The 20,719-nt window shown below is 68.0% G+C and carries 21 protein-coding genes; 16 read left to right on the plus strand and 5 right to left on the minus strand.

Annotated features, from left to right (window positions below; translation table 11 throughout):
• Positions 1-76: 76 nt before the first annotated feature.
• Genes E0T84_RS01695 through E0T84_RS01710 form a run of 4 tightly spaced genes read right to left on the minus strand, consistent with a single transcriptional unit; the run spans position 77 to position 3,940 of the window.
• Entirely contained in the window at positions 77-802 is a 726-nt protein-coding gene (locus E0T84_RS01695; RefSeq protein ID WP_138743574.1) for an SIMPL domain-containing protein, read from the minus strand.
• A 20-nt stretch (positions 803-822) separates the two neighbouring features.
• Positions 823-1,833, minus strand: coding sequence for a zinc-binding dehydrogenase (locus E0T84_RS01700; protein WP_138743575.1), 1,011 nt, complete (start codon positions 1,831-1,833; stop codon positions 823-825).
• Positions 1,833-3,020 carry an LLM class flavin-dependent oxidoreductase gene (locus tag E0T84_RS01705; protein ID WP_138743576.1) on the minus strand — a complete coding sequence of 396 codons (1,188 nt, stop codon included), beginning with the start codon at positions 3,018-3,020 and terminating at the stop codon, positions 1,833-1,835. The genes E0T84_RS01700 and E0T84_RS01705 overlap by 1 nt, the downstream gene beginning before the upstream one ends.
• Positions 3,017-3,940 (minus strand): alpha/beta fold hydrolase, encoded by a 924-nt coding sequence (locus tag E0T84_RS01710; RefSeq protein WP_171054850.1) that lies wholly within the window; start codon positions 3,938-3,940, stop codon positions 3,017-3,019. Before E0T84_RS01710 ends, E0T84_RS01705 begins: the two co-directional genes overlap by 4 nt.
• 91 nt (positions 3,941-4,031) lie before the next feature.
• Between E0T84_RS01710 and E0T84_RS01715 the strand changes: the two genes are divergently transcribed.
• The 14 genes from E0T84_RS01715 (at position 4,032) to E0T84_RS01780 (ending at position 17,275) form a co-directional block, all read left to right on the plus strand.
• Positions 4,032-5,057 (plus strand): S9 family peptidase, encoded by a 1,026-nt coding sequence (locus E0T84_RS01715; RefSeq protein WP_138743577.1) that lies wholly within the window; start codon positions 4,032-4,034, stop codon positions 5,055-5,057.
• On the plus strand, positions 5,054-6,265 hold the full coding sequence (locus E0T84_RS01720) for a saccharopine dehydrogenase family protein (protein WP_138743578.1): 1,212 nt from the start codon (positions 5,054-5,056) through the stop codon (positions 6,263-6,265). Before E0T84_RS01715 ends, E0T84_RS01720 begins: the two co-directional genes overlap by 4 nt.
• On the plus strand, positions 6,262-7,143 hold the full coding sequence (locus E0T84_RS01725) for a PaaX family transcriptional regulator C-terminal domain-containing protein (RefSeq protein WP_138743579.1): 882 nt from the start codon (positions 6,262-6,264) through the stop codon (positions 7,141-7,143). Before E0T84_RS01720 ends, E0T84_RS01725 begins: the two co-directional genes overlap by 4 nt.
• Before the next feature lie 127 nt (positions 7,144-7,270).
• Positions 7,271-9,595 carry an ATP-dependent zinc metalloprotease FtsH gene (gene ftsH, locus E0T84_RS01730; RefSeq protein ID WP_138743580.1) on the plus strand — a complete coding sequence of 775 codons (2,325 nt, stop codon included), beginning with the start codon at positions 7,271-7,273 and terminating at the stop codon, positions 9,593-9,595.
• A 20-nt stretch (positions 9,596-9,615) separates the two neighbouring features.
• Positions 9,616-10,233: a GTP cyclohydrolase I FolE gene (gene folE / locus E0T84_RS01735; RefSeq protein ID WP_070185437.1), complete on the plus strand. Its 618-nt coding sequence runs from the start codon at positions 9,616-9,618 to the stop codon at positions 10,231-10,233.
• On the plus strand, positions 10,230-11,063 hold the full coding sequence (folP, locus tag E0T84_RS01740; protein WP_249383539.1) for a dihydropteroate synthase: 834 nt from the start codon (positions 10,230-10,232) through the stop codon (positions 11,061-11,063). Before folE ends, folP begins: the two co-directional genes overlap by 4 nt.
• On the plus strand, positions 11,056-11,457 hold the full coding sequence (gene folB, locus E0T84_RS01745) for a dihydroneopterin aldolase (RefSeq protein ID WP_138743581.1): 402 nt from the start codon (positions 11,056-11,058) through the stop codon (positions 11,455-11,457). The genes folP and folB overlap by 8 nt, the downstream gene beginning before the upstream one ends.
• Positions 11,454-11,993, plus strand: a complete 540-nt coding sequence (gene folK / locus E0T84_RS01750; protein WP_138743582.1) for a 2-amino-4-hydroxy-6-hydroxymethyldihydropteridine diphosphokinase — start codon at positions 11,454-11,456, stop codon at positions 11,991-11,993. The genes folB and folK overlap by 4 nt, the downstream gene beginning before the upstream one ends.
• Positions 11,993-12,469, plus strand: a complete 477-nt coding sequence (locus tag E0T84_RS01755; RefSeq protein WP_070943875.1) for a DUF3180 domain-containing protein — start codon at positions 11,993-11,995, stop codon at positions 12,467-12,469. Before folK ends, E0T84_RS01755 begins: the two co-directional genes overlap by 1 nt.
• Before the next feature lie 77 nt (positions 12,470-12,546).
• Positions 12,547-14,049 (plus strand): DUF6779 domain-containing protein, encoded by a 1,503-nt coding sequence (locus tag E0T84_RS01760; RefSeq protein ID WP_212757690.1) that lies wholly within the window; start codon positions 12,547-12,549, stop codon positions 14,047-14,049.
• Positions 14,050-14,131: 82 nt separating this feature from the next.
• Positions 14,132-15,103 (plus strand): Rossmann-like and DUF2520 domain-containing protein, encoded by a 972-nt coding sequence (locus tag E0T84_RS01765; RefSeq protein WP_070943877.1) that lies wholly within the window; start codon positions 14,132-14,134, stop codon positions 15,101-15,103.
• On the plus strand, positions 15,100-16,044 hold the full coding sequence (panC, locus tag E0T84_RS01770) for a pantoate--beta-alanine ligase (protein WP_070187728.1): 945 nt from the start codon (positions 15,100-15,102) through the stop codon (positions 16,042-16,044). The genes E0T84_RS01765 and panC overlap by 4 nt, the downstream gene beginning before the upstream one ends.
• Positions 16,044-16,460, plus strand: a complete 417-nt coding sequence (gene panD, locus E0T84_RS01775; RefSeq protein WP_070943878.1) for an aspartate 1-decarboxylase — start codon at positions 16,044-16,046, stop codon at positions 16,458-16,460. The genes panC and panD overlap by 1 nt, the downstream gene beginning before the upstream one ends.
• Positions 16,460-17,275: a type III pantothenate kinase gene (locus E0T84_RS01780; RefSeq protein ID WP_070187730.1), complete on the plus strand. Its 816-nt coding sequence runs from the start codon at positions 16,460-16,462 to the stop codon at positions 17,273-17,275. The genes panD and E0T84_RS01780 overlap by 1 nt, the downstream gene beginning before the upstream one ends.
• Here E0T84_RS01780 and E0T84_RS01785 read toward each other — a convergent pair whose 3' ends face one another.
• Positions 17,276-18,505 carry an alanine racemase gene (locus tag E0T84_RS01785; protein ID WP_138743584.1) on the minus strand — a complete coding sequence of 410 codons (1,230 nt, stop codon included), beginning with the start codon at positions 18,503-18,505 and terminating at the stop codon, positions 17,276-17,278.
• A 23-nt stretch (positions 18,506-18,528) separates the two neighbouring features.
• On the opposite strand from E0T84_RS01785, the gene lysS reads away from it, so the two are divergent.
• Both lysS and lsr2 read left to right on the plus strand, forming a co-directional pair.
• Entirely contained in the window at positions 18,529-20,052 is a 1,524-nt protein-coding gene (lysS, locus tag E0T84_RS01790; protein ID WP_070187731.1) for a lysine--tRNA ligase, read from the plus strand.
• Positions 20,053-20,183: 131 nt separating this feature from the next.
• Positions 20,184-20,525 (plus strand): histone-like nucleoid-structuring protein Lsr2, encoded by a 342-nt coding sequence (lsr2, locus tag E0T84_RS01795; RefSeq protein ID WP_036442478.1) that lies wholly within the window; start codon positions 20,184-20,186, stop codon positions 20,523-20,525.
• Positions 20,526-20,719: the final 194 nt, after the last annotated feature.

Here is a 20,719-nt window from a genome sequence, read left to right on the forward strand (position 1 = left end):
TTGACTTTGAGCTGAGGCCGGATTTTTGCGGGTAGCGGTGTGCGTGGTTTCAAAGTCAATGGGAACCCCGCTGCGGTTAGGTCAGCTCCCAGACCACCGTGACCGAGAAGTCCACGGTCTGCTGACCGGGCTCCAATGGAACGGCCTGCATCGTCGCTCGCGGCATCGGTGTAGGCGGGGGTGGGGTCGAGCCGCCGGACTGCTCGGAAATCGAGATCACCTTGCCCAGGTGCAGCCCGGACAACCCGGCGTACTGCTCGGCGCGGTTCTTGGCATCGTCGAAAGCGCGGGCGCGGGCGTCGCGCACCAGGTCCGAGTCGTCTTCGATCGAGTAGTCGACCGAGTTGATGCGGGTGGCGTCGCCTCCGGTGCTCGCGATCAACGCCAGGGTCTGCGAAGCCTTGGCGGTGTCGCGGATCTTGACCTTGATGGCATTGCTGGCCCGGTAGCCGGAGATGGTGTTGTCGGTGAACTGCGGCTGCACGCTGACCTGCGTGGTGCTGATGTCTTTGCGGTCGACACCCGATCCGACCACCGCGTCGATCACGGCCTGCTGCCGTTGGCTGGACTGGTTGAGCGCACCCGAGACGTCCGGGGCGGTGAACTCCATGGCCACATCGGCGGTCAAGGTGTCCGGCACGCCCTGGACCTGGCCGGATCCGACCACGGTCACCTCGCGGGCGCCGTCGGGCGCGCCCCCGGCGGGACCGGAGGTGGTGTCGCACGCGCTGGCGCTGACGGCGATCAATCCCGCCGCGGCAACGCCGAGGACCCGCAATTTCGCATTCCCAGCGATCGGCATGACCGCACCCTACCGGGACATCACGGCCTCACCAGGACTTTGCAGTGCCGATCCGGCGAGGCGAGTTCGTCGAACGCGGAGGCCACGCCGGCCAGGCCCACGGTCCCGGTGATCATCGGTGCCACGTCGATGTCGCCCTCGGCGATCGCACGCAGCGAGTTCGCGAATTCGCCCGGGTCGTAGCCGAAGACGAACTGGATGTTGATCTGTTTGGTGATCGCGTAGAACGGATGCACGGTGTCGGGTTGCATGCATACCCCGGCCACCACCAACCGGACGCCAGCGGGTGCACAGCGCAGCACGTCGTCGATGATCCCGGGGGCGCCGACCGCCTCGAACACCACCGCGGGTTGGCACTGATGGAACGGAGAATCCGCGGCCGGATCCAGTGTGGTGTGGGCGCCCATGGTCGCGGCCAGTTCGCGCCGGATGGCCGAGAAGTCCGACGCCACAATGGTTTCCACGCCACGTAGTTTCAGGGCGGCGATGATGGCGATGCCGACGGGTCCGCAGCCCACGACGAGTGCGGCCTCGCCCGGTTCGATGCGCGACGCGTTGACCGCGTGCAGGCCGACGGCCATCGGTTCGGTGAGCGCGGCGTGCTCGGCACTCAGCCCGTTGGGCACCGGCAGCAGCAACGGAGCCGAGAGCAGCATCTTCTCGGCGTAGCCGCCGACGGTGGTGTTGCTGTACACGATCGGCGCGATCCCGTCGGCCGAGATCAGCACCGGGACCGAGGTCACCAGGGTCCCGGCGGCGGGGGCTTCGGTTCCCGGTCCGGCGTCGAGGATCTCGGCGCTGAACTCGTGGCCCATGTAGACGTCACCGGCCAGGTCGATGTCCATGTCGGGCACGCCCTCCATATCGGCGCCGGCCGCCAGCATGTCCGCACCGTGGCTGGCGAAATGCAGGTCGGACCCGCAGATCCCGCAGGCTTTCACCTCCACCAGAACCTGCCCCGGACCGGGCACCGGTTCGGGCACGTCGTCGCGGACGATCATGCGTCCCTCGCGCAGGACCGCGGCGCGCATCAGCCCTTTCCCTCGGTGGAGTTCTCGGCGGTGGCTTCGGTGATGGCGTTGACGATCGCCTGCCCGGCCCGGCCCAGCAGTTGATCCCGCATGCCTTTGGCCCATTCGTGTGAGGCCCGAGCCGCGGTGAGCTGCCCCTTGAAATGCGGGATCACCTCGCGGGCGAACAGTTCATAGGAATGGAAGGTGGCGGCCGGTGACGCCCAGTCGTGGCCCAGGAGTAGCAGGGTGCCGAATCCGCCGGAGCGGTCCAGCAGATCCTGAATATATGCGATCGCGTCGGCCGTGGTGCCGATGCAGCAATTGCCCTTGGAGGCATAGTTTTCCACGAACTCGTATGCGGAGCCGGTGTCCTCGGTCTTCTCCGACAGCGGCACGAATCCGGCGGCGCCGAAGTAGTTGGCGAAATCCTGCAGGCCGTAGGTGCAGTCCTCGATCGCCTGTTCGCGCGTGTCGGCGAGGTGGATGACGCCCAGCACTCGCCAGTTCTGCCGGTCCGGTTCTTCCCGGCCGGATTTGGCGGCCTGATCACGGACGGTGTCCCAGGTGGTCTCGATCGCCGCGTAGCCGCCGGGCACCGACATCGACAGAGACAGCAACGAGGTGCCCAACGCCCCGGCCAAGCGCGGTCCGGACGGGGAAACCATTGCCGCGGTCGAGATCTCGGGATACGGCCAGGTGTAGGGGCGGATGTGCAGTGCGGCGTCGCGCAGGGTGAACCAGTCGGTCTTGCGGTCGATCCGCTCGTCGGGGGCGGCGCGGAACAGGGCCAGGATCGCCTCGAGGGACTCCTGCATCATCGGCCGCTGGTCCACCGGGTCGATGCCCATCATGTAGGCATCCGAGGGCAGCGCGCCCGGTCCGGTACCGAACATCACCCGGCCGCGGGTGAGGTGGTCGAGCAGCACCCACCGATCGGCCACCATGAGCGGGTGGTGATACGGCAGCGACACCACACCGGTGCCCAGCCGGATGTGTCTGGTCCGTTCGGCCGCGGCGGCGATGAACACCTCCGGGCAGGCGATGAGTTCGTAGCCGCCCGAATGATGTTCGCCGAACCAGGCCTCGTCATAGCCCAGCCGGTCCAGTGCCTCCACTCGATCCATGTCGTATTGCAGTGCGGTGGTGGGTGATTGGCCGACCGGATGGAACGGCGTGATGAAAACGCCGAAATTCAATGGATTCACTTGAGCCCTCCCAGGAATTCGAGCAGTGCCGCATTCACCTCGTCGGGCCGCTCCTGCTGTACCCAGTGGCCGGCGCCGTCGATCAGGATTTCGCGGTAGTCGCCGGTGACCACGTCGCGCACCCGGTCGCGCGGGGTGAAGCCCAGCACCGGATCTGCGGTGCCGGCCAGGAACAGGGTGGGCACGGTGATGGTCGGCGCGGGAGTGCTCTCGGTCAGCTCCCAGTTCCGGTCGAAGTTGCGATACCAGTTCAGCGGCCCGGTGAACCCGGTCTCGGTGAACGCCTGCACGTAGTGCTCGAACTCGTCGGCGCTGATCCAGTCCGGCAGCGGGGGCAGCGGCCGCGCCCTCAGCTCGTCCGGTGGCGCACTGACACCTTCCATCGTCATCATCCGCCGCATCGATTCCCTGACATCGGCGCCCAGCGCATCGTCGGCCACACCGGGTTCCTGGAAGTACAGGATGTAGAAGAAGTTGTCGCCGGCCATCCGGCGCCAGATCTGGGTCGGCGGTCCCGAGGCCCGCGGCACCGGCGGCACACTCAGCGCTGCGACCGCGGCGACCCGGTCGGGGAAGAGCAACGGAAAGTTGGTGGCGACGGGCGAGCCCCAGTCGTGGCCGATGAGGATGGCGCGCTCGGCGCCGACGTCGTCGAGCAATCCGGCGATGTCGGCGGTCAGCTCGACGATGTTGTAGGCGTCGATGGCCGCGGGCCGCGACGAGCCGCCGTAGCCGCGTTGGTCAGGGGCGAGGACGTGGTAGCCGGCCGCCGCCAGTGCCGGGATCTGGTGTCGCCACGAATAGGCCAGTTCGGGGAACCCGTGGGTCAGCACCACCACCGGATTTCCGCGCTCACCCGCTTCCAGCACCTTCAGCGTCACGCCATTTGTATCGACTAACCGTTCGGTTGGTATGGGCACGGTCTCAGCCAAGCACAGGATCGGCGGCACTGTAAGCCTGGATCAGCAGAACTATCGAAATATAAACGACCGTCGTGTGTACGATAGATTTATGCCTCGTCTCTGGCTCCGGGTGATCGCCGTCTGCTGCCTTGTCGCGGCCGCGCTCGGCGGAGTGGTGCTCTATCAGAACGACTTCGACATCACCGAGGAGCGCGTGCAGGTGCCCGGCTCGGCGCAGCCGCTCGACGCGATTCTGGCTGTGCCCGCTGGTGGCGAGAAGCCATACGGGCTGGTGGTTTTCGTGCACGGCGACGGCCCGGCCGACGCGTCCCGCGACTCGTTCTACCGGCCGCTGTGGGAGTCGTTCGCCCGGGCCGGTTATGCCTCGGTCTCCTGGAACAAGCCCGGTGTGCAGGGGGCGCAGGGTAATTGGCTGCAGCAGAGCATGCATGACCGCGCCGTCGAGACCGAGGCCGTGCTGACCTGGGCGCGCGGCCGCGGTGACATCGATCCTCGCCGCATCGGGGTGTGGGGCATCAGCCAGGCCGGCTGGGTGCTGCCCGAGGTGGCCGTGAACCACCCCGAGTTGCAGTTCATGATCCTGGTCGGACCGGCGATCAACTGGCTGCGCCAAGGCGAATACAACCTGCTGGCCGAATTGCGGGCACGGCGGGCGGGCGAAGGCGAAATCGCCGTCGCGCTACGGCGCCGGGCCGAATCCATTCGGCTGCTGCGTGCCCACGCCGACTACCACCAGTACGTCGCGAGCGGAATCGACGATCCGCCGATGTCCGCTGACCGGTGGCGGTTCGCGCTCACCAATTACACGTCCGACGTGACGAACCGGCTGGCCCAGCTCAAGATCCCGGTCCTGCTGATCCTCGGTGGGGACGACCGCAACGTCGACGTGGCCGAAACCGAGCGGGTCTATCGTGCGCAGCTGCCGCCGAACCAACTGACGGTCCAGACATTCGCCGATGCCTCACACAGCCTGGCGAAGGCACCGCTGGACCACGATCAAGGCATCCGGTCCTTCCTGGTGGCGGTTTTCGCCCCGCGGTCGCTGTATGCGCCCGGCTACCTCGATTCCCTGCGGACATTCGTAGCAGGCCAACCCGAAAGGACCGTGTCATGAGAGTTCTCGCGCTTGGCGGCGCCGGAGCGATGGGTGCCGCCGCCGTACGGACCGCCGCGTCCGGCGACGGTATCGAGCACATCGTCATCGCCGACCGTGATCTGGCGGCCGCCGAGGGCCTCGCCCGAGAATTGGCCGACGCATCCGTACCCGTCAGCGCTCGCCGGGTCGATGTCACCGACGGCGCAGGATTGTTCGATGCGCTCGGCGAGGCCGACCTGGTGCTCAACACCGTCGGCCCGTATTACCGATTCGGTCTGACGGTGTTGCGGGCCGCGATCGATACCGGCACCCATTATCTCGACATCTGCGACGACTGGGAGCCGACATTGCAGATGCTCGAACTCGATGCATCGGCCCGTACGGCCGGCGTGACCGCCGTCATCGGCATGGGTGCGAGCCCTGGTGTGAGCAACCTGCTCGCCGCCACGGCAGCGGCGCCATTCGACTCGGTGCGCGACCTGTACACCGCCTGGCCGGTCGACGTGACGGCCGGCGGTGATGAGGCGAACCGTGATCAACTGGTCGGTCCCGACGGATCACCCACCGCCGCCGCGGTGCATTGGATGCAGCAGATCAGCGGCACCATCACGGCGGTACGGACCGGCGCACTGACCGAACAACGGCCGCTGCGTCCGACGATGCTCGAACTGCCGGGCGGACGTCGCGGCACTGCCTACACCGTCGGTCACCCCGAACCCGTCACGCTGCACCGCACCCTCAAGCCCACCGGAGAATCGGCCAACCTCATGGTGATCAGTCCGTCGGCGCTCGCCTACCTCGACGTGCTGCGGCACGACATAGACTGTGGCAGGCTCACCAACGAGGCCGCGGCCCGCCGCGTCGACCGGCCCGATCTCCTCGGCGTAATCCGGTCGCTGCCGCGTGCCCTGACCAACAAAGGCCCGGGCACATTGCCACCCTTCTTCGCCGTCGCATTCGGTCACCGGCAGGGCCGTGACGGGGCCGTGCTGGCCCACCTCAATCCTGCGGCCGGCATCGACCCGCTGTTGACGGATATGGCCCGCGCCACCGGAATTCCCTTGGCGCTCGGCATGTCCCAGATCGCCGACGGCACCGTGTGCCAGGCAGGCGTGCACCCGCCCGAGGCGGTGATCGACCGCGACCGGTTTTTCGCCGACCTCGATCGAGAACTCGGGCGTACCGGTTCCCCGCCACTGATCGTGGTGGACCATGAGTACCGATGAGCCCTGAGGCACGCACTGAAACCGACCAGGCCGTCCCGACCCGCATCCTGGTCGAGAGCATGCTGCGAGCGGACGCCACGGTCGACGCGGGCGAGCTGTACGACGTCGCCAACACCCTCGGTATGAGCGACCAGCAGGTGCGCTTGTGCATCAAACGTCTGGTCGCCGAAGGACAGTTCGTCCAGGACGGCCGCGGGCGCAAGGCGGTGTTGCGGGCGACGCCGGAGGTGCGCAGCACCATCGAGCCGGATCTGGAGTTCGTCCGCTTCATGTACGCCCAGGACCGCGGGCAGGCCGACTGGGACGGCCGCTGGCATGTGGTGGCCTTCGCCATCGGCGAGTCCGCGCGATCGGCCCGCGACTCGATGCGCGACGCCGTCCTGCGCCTGGGCGGTGCTCCCGTGCAGGGCGGCCTGTACCTCTCACCCAACGAATGGGAGCCGTACGTGCAGGCTGCGGCCGACCGTTTCGGCGTGGCCGATCGCGTCACCATCCTCACCACGACCGACCTGACGGTCGGCGGTGTCACCGAGGCCCGGGCACTCGCCGAAGCCCTGTGGCCGCTCGATCGCATCGCTGAGGGTCATCGTCGCCTCCTGGCGACGGCGCAACGAGCGACGCAGGAGTTGCGCGGCGCCGCCCGGGCGACCCGGCTCAGCCTCGCGATCGAGCTGGCCGCGGAGTTCACCCGGGCCGTGGAGCCGGATCCGCTGCTGCCGCCCCAACTGTTGCCGCAGCCGTGGATCGGCACGGCCGCCCGGGCCGCGGTCGCGGATTGCTGGTCGGACCTGCTGCAAGACGATCAGCCCGAGCCCTTGAAACTCTTCCGCTGGTACGGCGACGTCATCGCGGAGGTGGCGGGCATCGCGCGTGAGTAAGGGCACTTCAGGTGCGGGTAGTAACGCTGGATACCGTCGGGAACTGCTGGACGTTGGTCTAGCGGTAGCCTTGAATGTCTCAACTGCGCACGTTGGAAGGACCGGGCCGAACTCGGCCGAGTGATCGATGAACCGCAAAAATGTGATCCGTACGCTGACCGTGATCGCGGTCGTGCTGTTGCTGGGCTGGTCGTTTTTCTATTTCAGCGACGACACCCGTGGCTACAAACCCGTCGACACCTCGGTGGCGGTGGCGCAGATCAGCGCCGACAACGTCAACAGTGCCCAGATCGACGACCGCGAACAGCAGCTGCGTCTCGATCTGAAGAGCGGCAAGGAAGAGACCGAGAACTCCGACAAGGTCATCACGAAGTTCCCGACCGGTTATGCCCTCAAGCTCGCCGATCAGTTGGACGCCAAGAACATCAAGTTCGGCACCACCGTCAACCAGGGCAGCCTCCTCGGTTCGATGTTGATCTACATGCTGCCGCTGCTGTTGCTGGTTGCGCTGTTCGTGATGTTCTCCCGCATGCAGGGCGGCGGCCGGATGGGCTTCGGCTTCGGCAAGTCCAAGGCCAAGCAGCTGGGCAAGGACATGCCCAAGACCACGTTCGCCGACGTCGCCGGTGTCGACGAGGCGGTCGAAGAGCTCTACGAGATCAAAGACTTCCTGCAGAACCCCAGCCGGTACCAGGCCCTGGGCGCCAAGATCCCCAAGGGCGTGCTGCTGTACGGCCCGCCCGGAACCGGTAAAACCCTGCTGGCCCGCGCCGTCGCCGGCGAGGCCGGGGTGCCGTTCTTCACGATTTCCGGCTCGGACTTCGTCGAGATGTTCGTCGGTGTCGGCGCCTCCCGTGTCCGCGACATGTTCGAGCAGGCCAAGGCCAACAGCCCGTGCATCATCTTCGTCGACGAGATCGACGCCGTCGGCCGCCAGCGCGGCGCAGGCATGGGCGGCGGCCACGACGAGCGTGAGCAGACGCTGAACCAGCTGCTCGTCGAGATGGACGGCTTCGGCGACCGCCAGGGCGTCATCCTCATCGCCGCCACCAACCGGCCCGACATCCTCGACCCGGCGCTGCTGCGCCCGGGCCGGTTCGACCGCCAGATCCCGGTGTCCAACCCCGACCTGGCCGGCCGTCGCGCGGTGCTCAAGGTGCACTCGGCGGGCAAGCCGATCGCCCCCGACGCCGACCTGGACGGGCTGGCCAAGCGCACCGTCGGCATGTCCGGCGCCGACCTGGCCAACGTCATCAACGAGGCCGCGCTGCTCACCGCCCGCGAGAACGGCACCGTGGTCACCAGCGCGGCGCTGGAAGAGGCCGTCGACCGGGTTGTGGGTGGCCCGCGCCGCAAGGGCCGCATCATCAGCGAGCAGGAAAAGAAGATCACCGCCTACCACGAGGGCGGGCACACCCTGGCCGCGTGGGCGATGCCCGACATCGAGCCGATCTACAAGGTGACGATCCTGGCCCGAGGCCGTACGGGCGGGCATGCCGTCGCGGTGCCCGAGGACGACAAGGGCCTGATGACCCGCTCGGAGATGATCGCCCGACTGGTCTTCGCCATGGGTGGCCGCGCCGCCGAGGAACTGGTCTTCCGGGAGCCCACCACGGGTGCGGTGTCCGACATCGAGCAGGCCACCAAGATCGCCCGCGCCATGGTCACCGAGTACGGCATGAGCTCCAAGCTGGGCGCCGTGCGCTACGGCACCGAACACGGCGACCCCTTCCTGGGCCGCACCATGGGCACCCAGGCCGACTTCGGTCACGAGGTGGCCCGAGACATCGACGACGAGGTGCGCAAGCTCATCGAGGCCGCGCACACCGAGGCGTGGGAGATCCTCACCGAATACCGCGACGTGCTGGACACGTTGGCCGGCGAGCTCCTGGAGAAGGAGACGCTGCACCGGGCCGAGCTGGAGGCCATCTTCGGTGACGTGAAGAAGCGTCCCCGGCTCACCATGTTCGACGACTTCGGCGGCCGGGTGCCGTCGGACAAGCCGCCGATCAAGACACCGGGCGAGATCGCCATCGAGCGTGGCGAGCCGTGGCCGCCGCCGGTACCGGAGCCAGCGTTCAAGGCCGCCATCGCCGCTGCCAGTGCCGAAGCCGCCGAGCGCGCAGCCAAGGAGACCAACGGTGCCGGGACCAACGGCGCGCCGCCCAACGGTTCGAACCAGAACGGCACGACCCAGCCCGACTACGGCGCACCGGCAGGTTGGCACGCCCCGGGCTGGCCGCCCGCGCCGTCGCAGCCGGGATACCAGCCCCCGCCCCAGCAGCAGCAGGGCTACTGGTACCCGCCGCCGCATCCGTCGGGATGGCAGCAGCCCCAGCCGTACCCGTATCAGCCTTATCCACATCCCGGCCAGCCGAATCCGAGCGGCGAGGCAGGCAAGGACGGCGGTAACGAGAGCGCCGACCGGTCCAACCCCCCGGCCCACGGCTGATCGGAAGAACGGAGGCTTTGATGTCGCAGTCGCTGCGCGAGCATCACAACAACACCGATACGGCCGCGCGGGTGTTCGATCAGCCGCGGGCCGAGGCGGCAGTGCGTGAGCTGCTCATCGCCATCGGTGAGGACCCTGAACGCCAGGGGCTGCTCGACACCCCGGCCCGCGTAGCGCGTGCGTACAAGGAGCTGATGGCCGGCCTGTACACCGATCCGGACGCGGTGCTCAACACCACCTTCGACGAAGAGCACGACGAGCTCGTGCTGGTCAAAGAAATCCCGATGTACTCCACCTGCGAGCATCACCTGGTGTCGTTCCACGGGGTGGCCCATGTCGGATACATCCCAGGGGTCGACGGCCGGGTGACCGGTCTGTCGAAGATCGCCCGCCTGGTGGACCTGTACTCGAAGCGCCCGCAGGTGCAGGAGCGCCTGACCGCCCAGATCGCCGATGCGCTCATGCGCAAGCTCGATCCACGCGGGGCCATCGTGGTGATCGAGGCCGAGCACCTCTGCATGGCCATGCGCGGAGTCCGTAAGCCCGGGGCGGTCACCACCACCTCCGCGGTGCGCGGGCAGTTCAAGACCGACAAGGCATCCCGGGCCGAGGCGCTGGAACTTATCCTGCGGAAGTGAACCCCACCCTGGTGCAGATCATGGGAGTTGTGAACGTCACCGACGACTCCTTCTCCGACGGTGGCAGGTTCGTCGACCGCGAACGCGCCATCGACCACGGGTTGGAGCTCGCCGCAGCGGGGGCCGCGATCGTCGACGTGGGCGGCGAATCGACGCGACCCGGGGCGGTGCGCATCGACCCCGCGGTGGAGGCGGCCCGCGTCGCTCCGGTGATCGAAGCGCTTGCCTCCCAAGGCATCACGGTCAGCATCGACACCATGCACGCCGATGTGGCGAAGGTGGCCCTGGACAGCGGAGCGCAGATCGTCAACGACGTGTCCGGTGGTCTGGCCGATCCGAACATGGCGCCCTTGCTCGCCGACGCCAAAGTGCCGTGGATTCTGATGCACTGGCGGTCGGTCAGCGCAGAGCATCCTCACCGTGCGCCGAGTTACGGCGACGTGGTGGCCGAGGTGCGGGACGAACTGCTCGGTGCCGTCGACGCCGCGGTCGCCGCGGGCGTCGAAGCATCGCGGCTGATCATCGACCCGGGTCTGGGATTTGCCAAGACCGCCCAGGACAATTGGGCCCTGCTGCATGCGCTGCCCGAGTTCGTCGCCACCGGGATCCCGGTGCTGGTGGGTGCCTCACGCAAGCGATTTCTCGGTGCGCTGCTGGCCGGCGCGGACGGCGCGCCGCGGCCGCCGGACGGCCGCGAGACCGCAACCGCCGCGATCTCGATGCTGGCCGCCCAACACGGAGCCTGGGGAGTTCGGGTGCACGATGTGTTGGCCTCCGTCGACGCACTCGCCGTGCTGGAAGCCTGGGGATCTGGAGGTCGGATTGACTGATCGAATTGAGTTGCGCGGCTTGCGAGTTCGTGGCAACCACGGTGTGTTCGACCATGAGCGCCGCGACGGCCAGGAGTTCGTCGTCGACATCACGGCGTGGCTGGACCTGCGCCGGGCGGCGGCCACCGACGATCTGGCCGACACGCTCGATTACGGCGCGCTGGCGGCGCGTGCCGCGCAGATCGTCGCGGGCCCGCCGCGCAATTTGATCGAGACGGTCTCGGCAGAGATCGCCGACGCCATCATGGTCGATGAACGACTGCACGCCGTCGAGGTCGTCGTACACAAGCCCAGCGCTCCGATTCCGCTGACCTTCGACGATGTGGCGGTGGTAGCCAGGCGATCGCGCCGCGGGCGTGCGGAGCGAATCAGCGACAGCGGGGGTGCGCCATGACGTCCACCGTGTTGTCGATCGGGTCCAACATCGGCGACCGGTTGGCGCGGCTGCAGTCGGTGGTCGACGGCCTCGGGGCCGCGGTGCGGGCGGTGTCGCCGGTGTTCGAGACTGATGCCTGGGGTGGGGTCGAGCAGGCTCCGTTCCTGAATGCGGTGCTGATCGCCGATGATCCGGGCCTGGACTGTCACGGCTGGTTGCGCCGCGGCCAGCGACTCGAGCAGGACGCAGAACGCGTCCGCGAGCGGAAATGGGGCCCGCGCACCCTCGACGTCGACCTGGTCACCTGCCATGACGACGGCGGCGTCGAGGTGCTTTCGCGTGACGAGGACCTGACATTGCCGCACCCGCTGGCTCACCTGCGCGCGTTCGTCCTGATCCCGTGGCTGGCGGTGGACCCCGATGCGACGTTGACAGTGGTCGGCCGAACCCGGCGGGTGGCGCACCTGCTGGAAGAGATCGACCCGGTCGAACGGGCCGGCGTGCGGCGCACCGACGCGGCCCTCGATTTCGGCACCCAACCGGCGGCGGACTGATGGGCCCAACCCGCAAGCGCGACCTGGCCGGCACAGTCGTGGTGGTCGCTGTCGTCGGCTATGTGCTGATCGGGGTGCTCTACCGGTGGTTCCCGCCGCTGACGCTGTGGACCGGGCTCTCCCTGCTCGCGGTCGCGCTCGCCGAGGCGGGCTGGGCGTTCTACGTGCGCACCAAGATCACCGACGGGCAGATCGGGGTCGGCGCGGGCCGGTTGCACCCGCTCACGGTGGCCCGGTCGGTCGTGATCGCCAAGGCCTCGGCCTGGGTCGGCGCCATCGTCGCGGGCTGGTGGATCGGGGTACTGGTGTACCTGTTGCCCCGGCGCGGCGAACTGCGCGTGGCCGGTGAGGACACCCCCGGCGCGGTCGTGGCCGCGCTCAGCGCCCTGGCGCTGGCGGCTGCGGCGGTGTGGCTGCAGCATTGCTGCAAGTCGCCCGAGGAACCGCCGGACAACGGGGACACAGCGCCTGAGTGACGGATTAGCTGCGGTAGTTGGCCGAATCGCCGAGGTGGTCGCCAGGCTAGATGAGCTGTGCCAGGTACAGTCGGCCCATGACCGTTCTGCCCCGCGGTGGTCGGCCACGGCGCGGCGGCCGAAGGCCGGGCTGGCTGCTCTTAACGGTATTGCTGGTGCTTGCCATTCTGGCCAGCTCCGCATTGGTGTTCACCGATCGCGTCGAGTTGCTGAAGCTCGCCGTCATCCTGGCTCTGTGGGCTGCCGTGGTGGCCGCCTTCGTTTCCGTCATCTACCGGCGCCAGAGCGACCTGGACCAGGCCAAGGCCCGGGATCTGAAGTTCGTCTACGACCTGCAGCTGGATCGCGAGATCTCGGCGCGACGGGAGTACGAGCTGACCGTCGAGACCCAGCTGCGCCGCGAGCTGGCCTCCGAGTTGCGTGCCCAGGCCGCCGACGAGGTGGCCGCACTGCGCTCCGAGCTGGCCGCACTGCGGGCGAACCTGGAGATCTTGTTCGACACCGACCTGGTGCACCGCCCCGCCATCGAGACCGACAAGAGTGCGGTGCGTACCGCGGGCCGGGTGACCGCCAGCCGGCTGGATGTGCCGCCCGTCGAGGTCACCGACATCCGCTCATCGCGGACCGAGGAAAGCCCGATCATCGACGTTCCGGCCGAGCCGCACCCGCCGGAGAACGACTGGGCCACCTCGGGTGGAGCGCATCGCCTGCCGTCGCGGCCGATGCCCGCCGGTGAACCGCCGCGTCGCCGACGGCGCCAGCAGGAGCCCGCACGCCAGCAGCCGGAACCCCCGCGCCAGCAGCCGGACAGCCCGCGCCAGCCAGAGCCCAAGCCTGCCCCGCGGCCCGAGCCGCAGCCTGTGTCCCGGCCGGAGCCGGCGCCGCGGCCGGAGCCTCGTCCGGAACCCCAACCACAACCCGTGCCTCGCCCGGAACCGCAACCCCGGCCCGAGCAACCGGCGGCGAGCAGGTCACCCGAGCCGCCGTCCACCTGGGCGCCGCCCCCACCGCCGCCGGCCATGCCGCCGATGCAGCCCTCACCCACCATCGAAGCCACCGAACCCGAGCCTCCGAGCGCGCCGGTCGCCGAGCCCGCAGCACCGGGTTGGCAACCGGCCCCCGCCGAGGGCCAGTGGATTCCCGCCGGCGCCCCCGGCAGCAACTGGTCTGCACCGGCGCCGCCGCAGAACGGCGCCGCGACCGAGTACGTCGGCAGGCGCCGCGCCCCGGAGACACCACCGGCGGCACCCGCCGCGCCGGCGAGCGAACCGGCACCTGAACCGACGCCGGCTCCGGCGATGTCGGCAGGTCAGGCCCCCGAGCCGCCCCGGGGCCGTCACTCCGCGGCAGCTGAGGTCGTTGATCCGGGCGCGTCGGCGTCGGCTCCGGCTACTCCGGCGCTGGCCACCGAATCGTCACAACCGCCTGAGCCGCCCCCGCGGGCGTCACGGCACCGCAGCGACGCGGAGCCCGAGCCGCAAAACGGGCATCACGCCGACGGGCAGTCGGTGAGCGAGCTGCTGGCACGGTTCCAGTCCACCCGGACCGAAGGCGGGCGTCGCAGGCGTCGCGAGGAGTGAGCTAGTCTCGTGACGACCGTCCGGTACCCGCAACGCGGGACTGGAACGACTGAAACCTATTCAACCTGTGAGGTCTCCTGCGATGGAGCAACCCCCTGCAAATGGGTGGTCCCCTCCTGAGGGATTACGCCCTGCCAGGCTCAGTGTCGGCATCATCTCGGCCGGCCGGGTGGGCACTGCGCTGGGCTATGCCCTGGAACGCGTCGAGCATGTGGTGGTGGCGTGCAGCGCGATCTCCGGGGAGTCGCGGCTGCGGGCCGCACGCCGGCTGCCCGAGACGACGATCCTGCCGGTCCCCGACGTGGCCCAGCGGGCCGAGTTGCTGCTGCTGACCGTTCCGGACGCCGAGTTGCCGTCGTTGGTGTCGGGGTTGGCGGCCACCGGTGTGGTGCGGCCGGGCACGATCGTGGTGCACACTTCCGGGGCCAACGGGGTGGCGGTGCTGGCGCCGTTGACCGAGCTGGGCTGCATTCCGCTGGCCATCCATCCGGCGATGACGTTCACCGGCTCAGACGAGGACATCACCCGGCTACCCGATGCGTGCTTCGGTGTCACCGCGGCCGACGAAGTCGGTTACGCGATCGGGCAGTCACTCGTGCTGGAAATCGGCGGCGAGCCGTTTCGGGTGCCCGAGCACGCGCGGACGCAGTATCACGCGGCGCTGGCCCATGCCAGCAACCACCTGGTCACACTGGTGCTCGACGCCGTCGACACGCTGCGGGCGTCCTTGCGCGGCCAGGAACTGCTCGGCCAGGAACTCGTCGGCGATGCACCCGGCGGTCTGCCCGAACGGGTGGTGGGTCCGCTGGCCCGGGCCGCGTTGGAGAACGCGCTGCAGCGCGGCCAGGCCGCGTTGACCGGACCGGTGGCGCGCGGTGACGCGGCCGCGGTGGCGGCGCATCTGAACTCCCTGCAGGCATTGGATTCTCAACTGGCCCAGGCATATCGGGCCGACTCACTGCGTACGGCCCAACGTGCCCACGCGCCCATGGAAGTCTTTGCCGTGCTCTCAGACACAGGCCCGGAAACCAGCCCCGAAACGAGTCAAGGATGACGACAAGCAACCTTCCCAAGTTCGTCGCCGGCGAACTGAACGTCTACTCGGCACCGGCCGACGTCGCAGCGCTCACCCGGGCCCTGCGTACCAGCGGCCGCCGCGTCACGCTCGTGCCCACCATGGGTGCGCTGCACGAAGGTCACCTGACGCTGATCCGCGCGGCCAAGCGTGTTCCCGGCGCGGTCGTGGTGGTGTCGATATTCGTCAACCCGCTGCAGTTCGGTGCGGGGGAGGACCTCGACGCCTACCCGCGGACCCTCGATGAGGATCTGGCCGCGCTGCGCGCCGAAGGTGTCGAGATAGCTTTCACGCCAACCGGTTCGGCAATGTACCCGGACGGGCCGCGGACCAGTGTGCAACCGGGCCCGGCCGGGGGTGAGCTGGAAGGGGCCTCGCGTCCCGGCCATTTCGCGGGTGTGCTGACCGTCGTGCTCAAGCTGCTGCAGATCGTCCGGCCGGACCGGGCGTTCTTCGGTGAGAAGGACTATCAGCAGCTGGCCTTGATCAGGCAGATGGTCGCCGATCTCAACATCGACGTGCAGATCGTCGGAGTGCCCATCGTCCGCGAATCCGACGGCCTGGCGATGTCGTCGCGCAACCGCTACCTCGACGCCGACGAGCGTGAGCAGGCCGGAGCATTGTCGGCAGCCCTGCTGGCCGGTAAGTACGCCGCCGCCGGCGGGGCGCCGGCCGCCGTCGACGCGGCCCGGGCCGTGCTCGACGAGGTACCCGCCATCGACGTCGACTACCTGGAAGTACGCGACCCGATGCTGGGGGCGGCCCCGAGTGAAGGTCAGGCCCGGCTGCTGGTCGCCGCCCGGCTGGGCCGAACCCGACTGCTGGACAACATTTCCGTAGACATCGGAGCGTCCGCCGGAATCGACGGGCACCCCCGCGTCGGCGACGGCGACAATCACGAACTGCCCTGGAGGAACTGATGCAGCGCACCATGCTGAAATCCAAGATTCACCGCGCCACGGTCACACAGGCCGACCTGCACTATGTGGGCTCGGTGACCATCGACGCCGATCTGATGGAGGCCGCCGACCTGCTCGAAGGTGAGCAGGTGACGATCGTCGACATCGATAACGGTGCCCGCCTGGTGACATACGCCATCACCGGCGAGCGTGGCACCGGGGTGATCGGGATCAACGGCGCCGCAGCACATCTCATTCACCCAGGCGATCTGGTCATCCTGATCGCCTACGGAGTCATGGAAGACGCCGAGGCCCGCGAGTACCGGCCGCGGATCGTGTTCGTCGATTCCGACAACAAGCAGATCGACCTCGGTGAGCACAGTCACGACCCCGCCTACGTCCCCGAGGACGCATCCGAACTGATGTCGCCGCGCTGATGCTGCTCGCCATCGATGTCCGCAACACCCACACCATCGTCGGGCTGCTCTCCGGTTCGGGAGATCACGCGAAGGTGGTGCAGCAGTGGCGGATCCGGACCGAAGCCGAGGTGACCGCCGACGAGCTGGCGCTCACCATCGACGGCCTGATCGGTGATGACTCCGAGCGGCTCACCGGGGCTGCCGGTTTGTCCACGGTGCCCTCGGTGCTGCACGAGGTTCGGTTGATGCTCGAGCAGTACTGGCCCGCGGTGCCGCATGTGCTGATCGAGCCCGGGGTGCGGACCGGCATACCGCTGTTGGTGGACAACCCGAAGGAAGTCGGCGCCGACCGCATCGTGAATTGCCTTGCCGCCTACCACAAGTACGGCACCGCCGCGATCATCGTCGACTTCGGCTCGTCGATCTGTGTCGATGTGGTGTCGGCCAAGGGCGAGTTCCTCGGCGGGGCCATCGCACCCGGTGTGCAGGTGTCCTCGGACGCCGCGGCCGCCCGCTCGGCTGCACTGCGCCGCGTCGAGCTGACCCGCCCGCGTTCGGTGATCGGCAAGAACACCGTCGAATGCATGCAGGCCGGTGCGGTGTTCGGGTTCGCCGGGCTGGTCGACGGGCTGGTCAACCGGATCCGCGAGGACGTCGACGGGTTCTCCGGCAGCGATGTCGCGGTGGTGGCGACCGGCTACACCGCCCCGCTGGTGCTGCCGGATCTGCGGACCGTCGAGCACTACGACCGCCATCTCACCCTCGACGGACTGCGGCTGGTTTTCGAGCGCAACCGCGACAGCCAGCGGGGAAGGCTCAAGCCGGCCAGGTGATCAGAAGAATGTCCGTACCAGTGCGGTGACCCGATTCTCGTCATCGAGCACCGGGATCAGCGGCCATTTGTCGAATGTGGTGCACGGGTGCGAGATGCCGAACGGCAGCCACGATCCGACCGGCGCGTCATCGGCGGCGGCCAATTGCAGATATGCGTGCTGGTCGTTGAGTTCGACCACGCGAGCACCGGGCAGGCTCAGCGGCAGCGGGAGCCCGGCGTCGAAGGATACGTCTCGACGGCCCATCGTCACCAGGGCCAACTCCGGTTCGGGTCGCGACACCACCTGCGCCCACACCTGCAGCGCAGGCCGTAGCGGCAGTGGTGAGGTACGCGCGTACAGCCCGTGGTCATGCGTCAGATAGCACCCGCTGCGCAGGATCGTCCGCACCGTCATCCGGGCGGGCCAGTCACCGGCAAGCTCGTCGGCGACCGCGTCGGGATAGGTGCTGCCCCCGGCCGTGACGATCACGGTGTCGGTCTCGAACAACCCGGCCAGTCGCCCCGTCGTGGCGCGCAGGCCGCGCAGATACGCCCGCACGCCGTCAACGGTCTCGGGAGTCACCTGCTGTCCGGCTGAGGCCTCGTAGCCGGAGACGCCCACCAACCGCAGGCGGGGGCTGGCCGCCGCGGCCCGGGCCACGTCATCGACCTCGGCGTCCGTGCGGCATCCCGTGCGCCCGTCCGGCATCCCGACCTCGACGCACACGTCGAGCCGTCGTTGTGCCCCGGCCAGACCGGTGGTCATGAGTTCCACCCCGGCCACCGAATCCACCCAGCAGACCACGTGGAAGTCCGGGTCGGCGTCGATTTCGGCGGCCAGCCAGGCCAGTCCGGCGAGGTCGACGACCTCGTTGGCCAGCAGGACCCGGTCCACGCCGAATGCCCGGTAGACCCGGACCTGACTGACGGTGGCCGCGGTGACGGCAGTCGCGCCCACCCGGAATTGGCGGGCCAACAGCTGCGGGGCCATATGGGTCTTGCCGTGCGGTGCCAGTTCGACCTCGCGGTCCGCGCACCACTTCGACATGGTTGTGAGGTTGTGCACAAGCGCGGATTCCCGAAGGACGCAAACCGGACCGGACGGCCCGTCGTCGAAGAATGCCGGACGCAGTGAGCTGACCTGGGCCGCAGTCCGTCCCCACCAGGACGCGGGAAGGCCCTTGAACCGCCAGTCCAGCGGCTCGTCGTCGAGGGCGGCCAGACGGTCGGCGTGAAGTTGCGCGGTCATGTGTTCATTTAAGCTGGCATTTTGTGAGCCCAGCCGATCGCGACGACGCGTCCCAGTCCCAGGCCGACCTTCCCGAACAGTTCCGGATTCGTCAGGCCAAGCGGGAGCGGCTGCTGGCAGAGGGCCGCGAGCCCTACCCGGTGACCGTGCCCCGTACGCATACGTTGGCCGAACTGCGAACCGCATATCCGGAACTGGCCGCTGACACCCAGACCGGCCAGGTCGTCGGTGTCTCAGGTCGGGTGGTGTTCGCCCGGAATTCCGGCAAGTTGTGCTTCGCGACGCTGCAGGAGGGTGACGGCACGCAGCTGCAGGCGATGATCAGCCTGGCCCAGGTGGGGCAGGAGTCGCTGGATGCGTGGAAGGCCGACGTCGATCTGGGCGACATCGTGTTCGTGCACGGCGAGGTGATCAGCTCCAAGCGCGGCGAGCTCTCGGTGCTGGCCGACTCCTGGCAGATGGCCGCCAAGGCGTTGCGGCCCCTCCCGGTTGCTCACAAGGAGATGAGCGAAGAGGCCCGCGTGCGCCAGCGCTATGTCGATCTCATCGTGCGCCCGGACGCGCGCAACATCGCGCGGCAGCGAGTCGCGGTGGTACGGGCGGTGCGTTCGGCGTTGGAACGGCGGGGCTTCCTCGAGGTCGAGACGCCGATGCTGCAGACGCTGGCCGGCGGGGCGGCGGCCCGGCCGTTCATCACCCACTCCAATGCGCTCGATGTCGATCTCTACTTGAGGATTGCGCCGGAACTGTTCCTGAAACGCTGTATCGTCGGCGGTTTTGACCGGGTTTTCGAGTTGAATCGGAACTTTCGCAACGAAGGTGTCGATTCCACCCACTCGCCGGAATTCTCGATGCTGGAGACATATCAGGCCTACGGTGACTACAACGATTCTGCGGTAGTCACGCGTGAACTTATTCAAGAGGTTGCCGACGAGGCCATCGGTACCCGTCAGGTGCCATTGCCTGATGGCACTATCTACGATCTCGACGGGCAATGGGACACATTGGAAATGTATCCCTCACTGTCGGAAGCGTTGGGTGAGGAGATCACCCCCGACACATCCGTTGAGTACTTGTGGCGTATTGCCGACGGGCTCGAGCTTGAGATTCCACGTGACCGTGGCTACGGGCACGGAAAATTGGTCGAGGAACTCTGGGAACACACCGTGGGGGAGAAGCTGTGGGCCCCTACGTTCGTACGCGACTTCCCGGTGGAGACATCGCCGCTGACCCGGGCTCACCGCAGCATCCCCGGGGTGACCGAGAAATGGGATCTCTACGTGCGCCGTTTCGAACTCGCCACCGGCTATTCCGAACTCGTCGACCCGGTGATCCAGCGGCAACGGTTCGAAGCCCAGGCCCGTGCCGCGGCCGCCGGTGACGACGAGGCAATGGTTCTCGACGACGATTTTCTCGCCGCATTGGAGTATGCGATGCCACCCACAACGGGCACCGGAATGGGTATCGATCGCTTGTTGATGGCACTGACGGGCTTGTCTATTCGGGAGACGGTTTTGTTCCCGATTGTTCGCCGGCACACTAACTGAGCCCGAGTGCCGATCCGCTGCGATCGTCTCGCTGTTGGAAATATGTGCGTTTCTGTGGCACATTAGGGCACGGGTGCAGGATACTCAGGCGTAGTCACCAATGCGTATGCAGAAGGGTTCGGTGCGGGGTAATGGCGAAAAAAGTGACCGTCACGTTGGTCGACGATTTCGACGGTGAGGCCACCGCCGATGAGACTGTCGAATTCGGCCTCGACGGCGTCACGTATGAGATCGACCTTTCGTCCAAGAATGCCACGAAGCTCCGTAACGATCTGAAGCAGTGGGTGGAGGCCGGACGCCGAGTCGGCGGACGCCGGCGCGGACGCGCAGCGGGCCCGGCCCGTGGCCGCGGCGCGATCGATCGTGAGCAGAGTGCCGCCATCCGTGAATGGGCCCGCCGCAACGGGCACAACGTGTCCACCCGCGGCCGGATCCCCGCGGACGTCATCGACGCCTTCCACGCCGCAACATAAACGACCGCAACTTGACCGACAGTTGCCAGCTCCGGACCGGTGAGATTTCCCGGTCCGGAGTTTTTCGCTAGTGGCGAACCCGTTGGGACCGGAATTCGGAAACGATTCGCCGACCGGCGGCGTTGCTCATCTGCAGCACTAGATGTGGACAGCTCGTACCGGGTACCGCCCCTGCGGAACGGACCGCCAACCTC

It is taken from the genome of Mycobacterium sp. DBP42 (assembly GCF_005924235.1).
GTDB classification, from domain to species: Bacteria; Actinomycetota; Actinomycetes; order Mycobacteriales; family Mycobacteriaceae; genus Mycobacterium; species Mycobacterium syngnathidarum.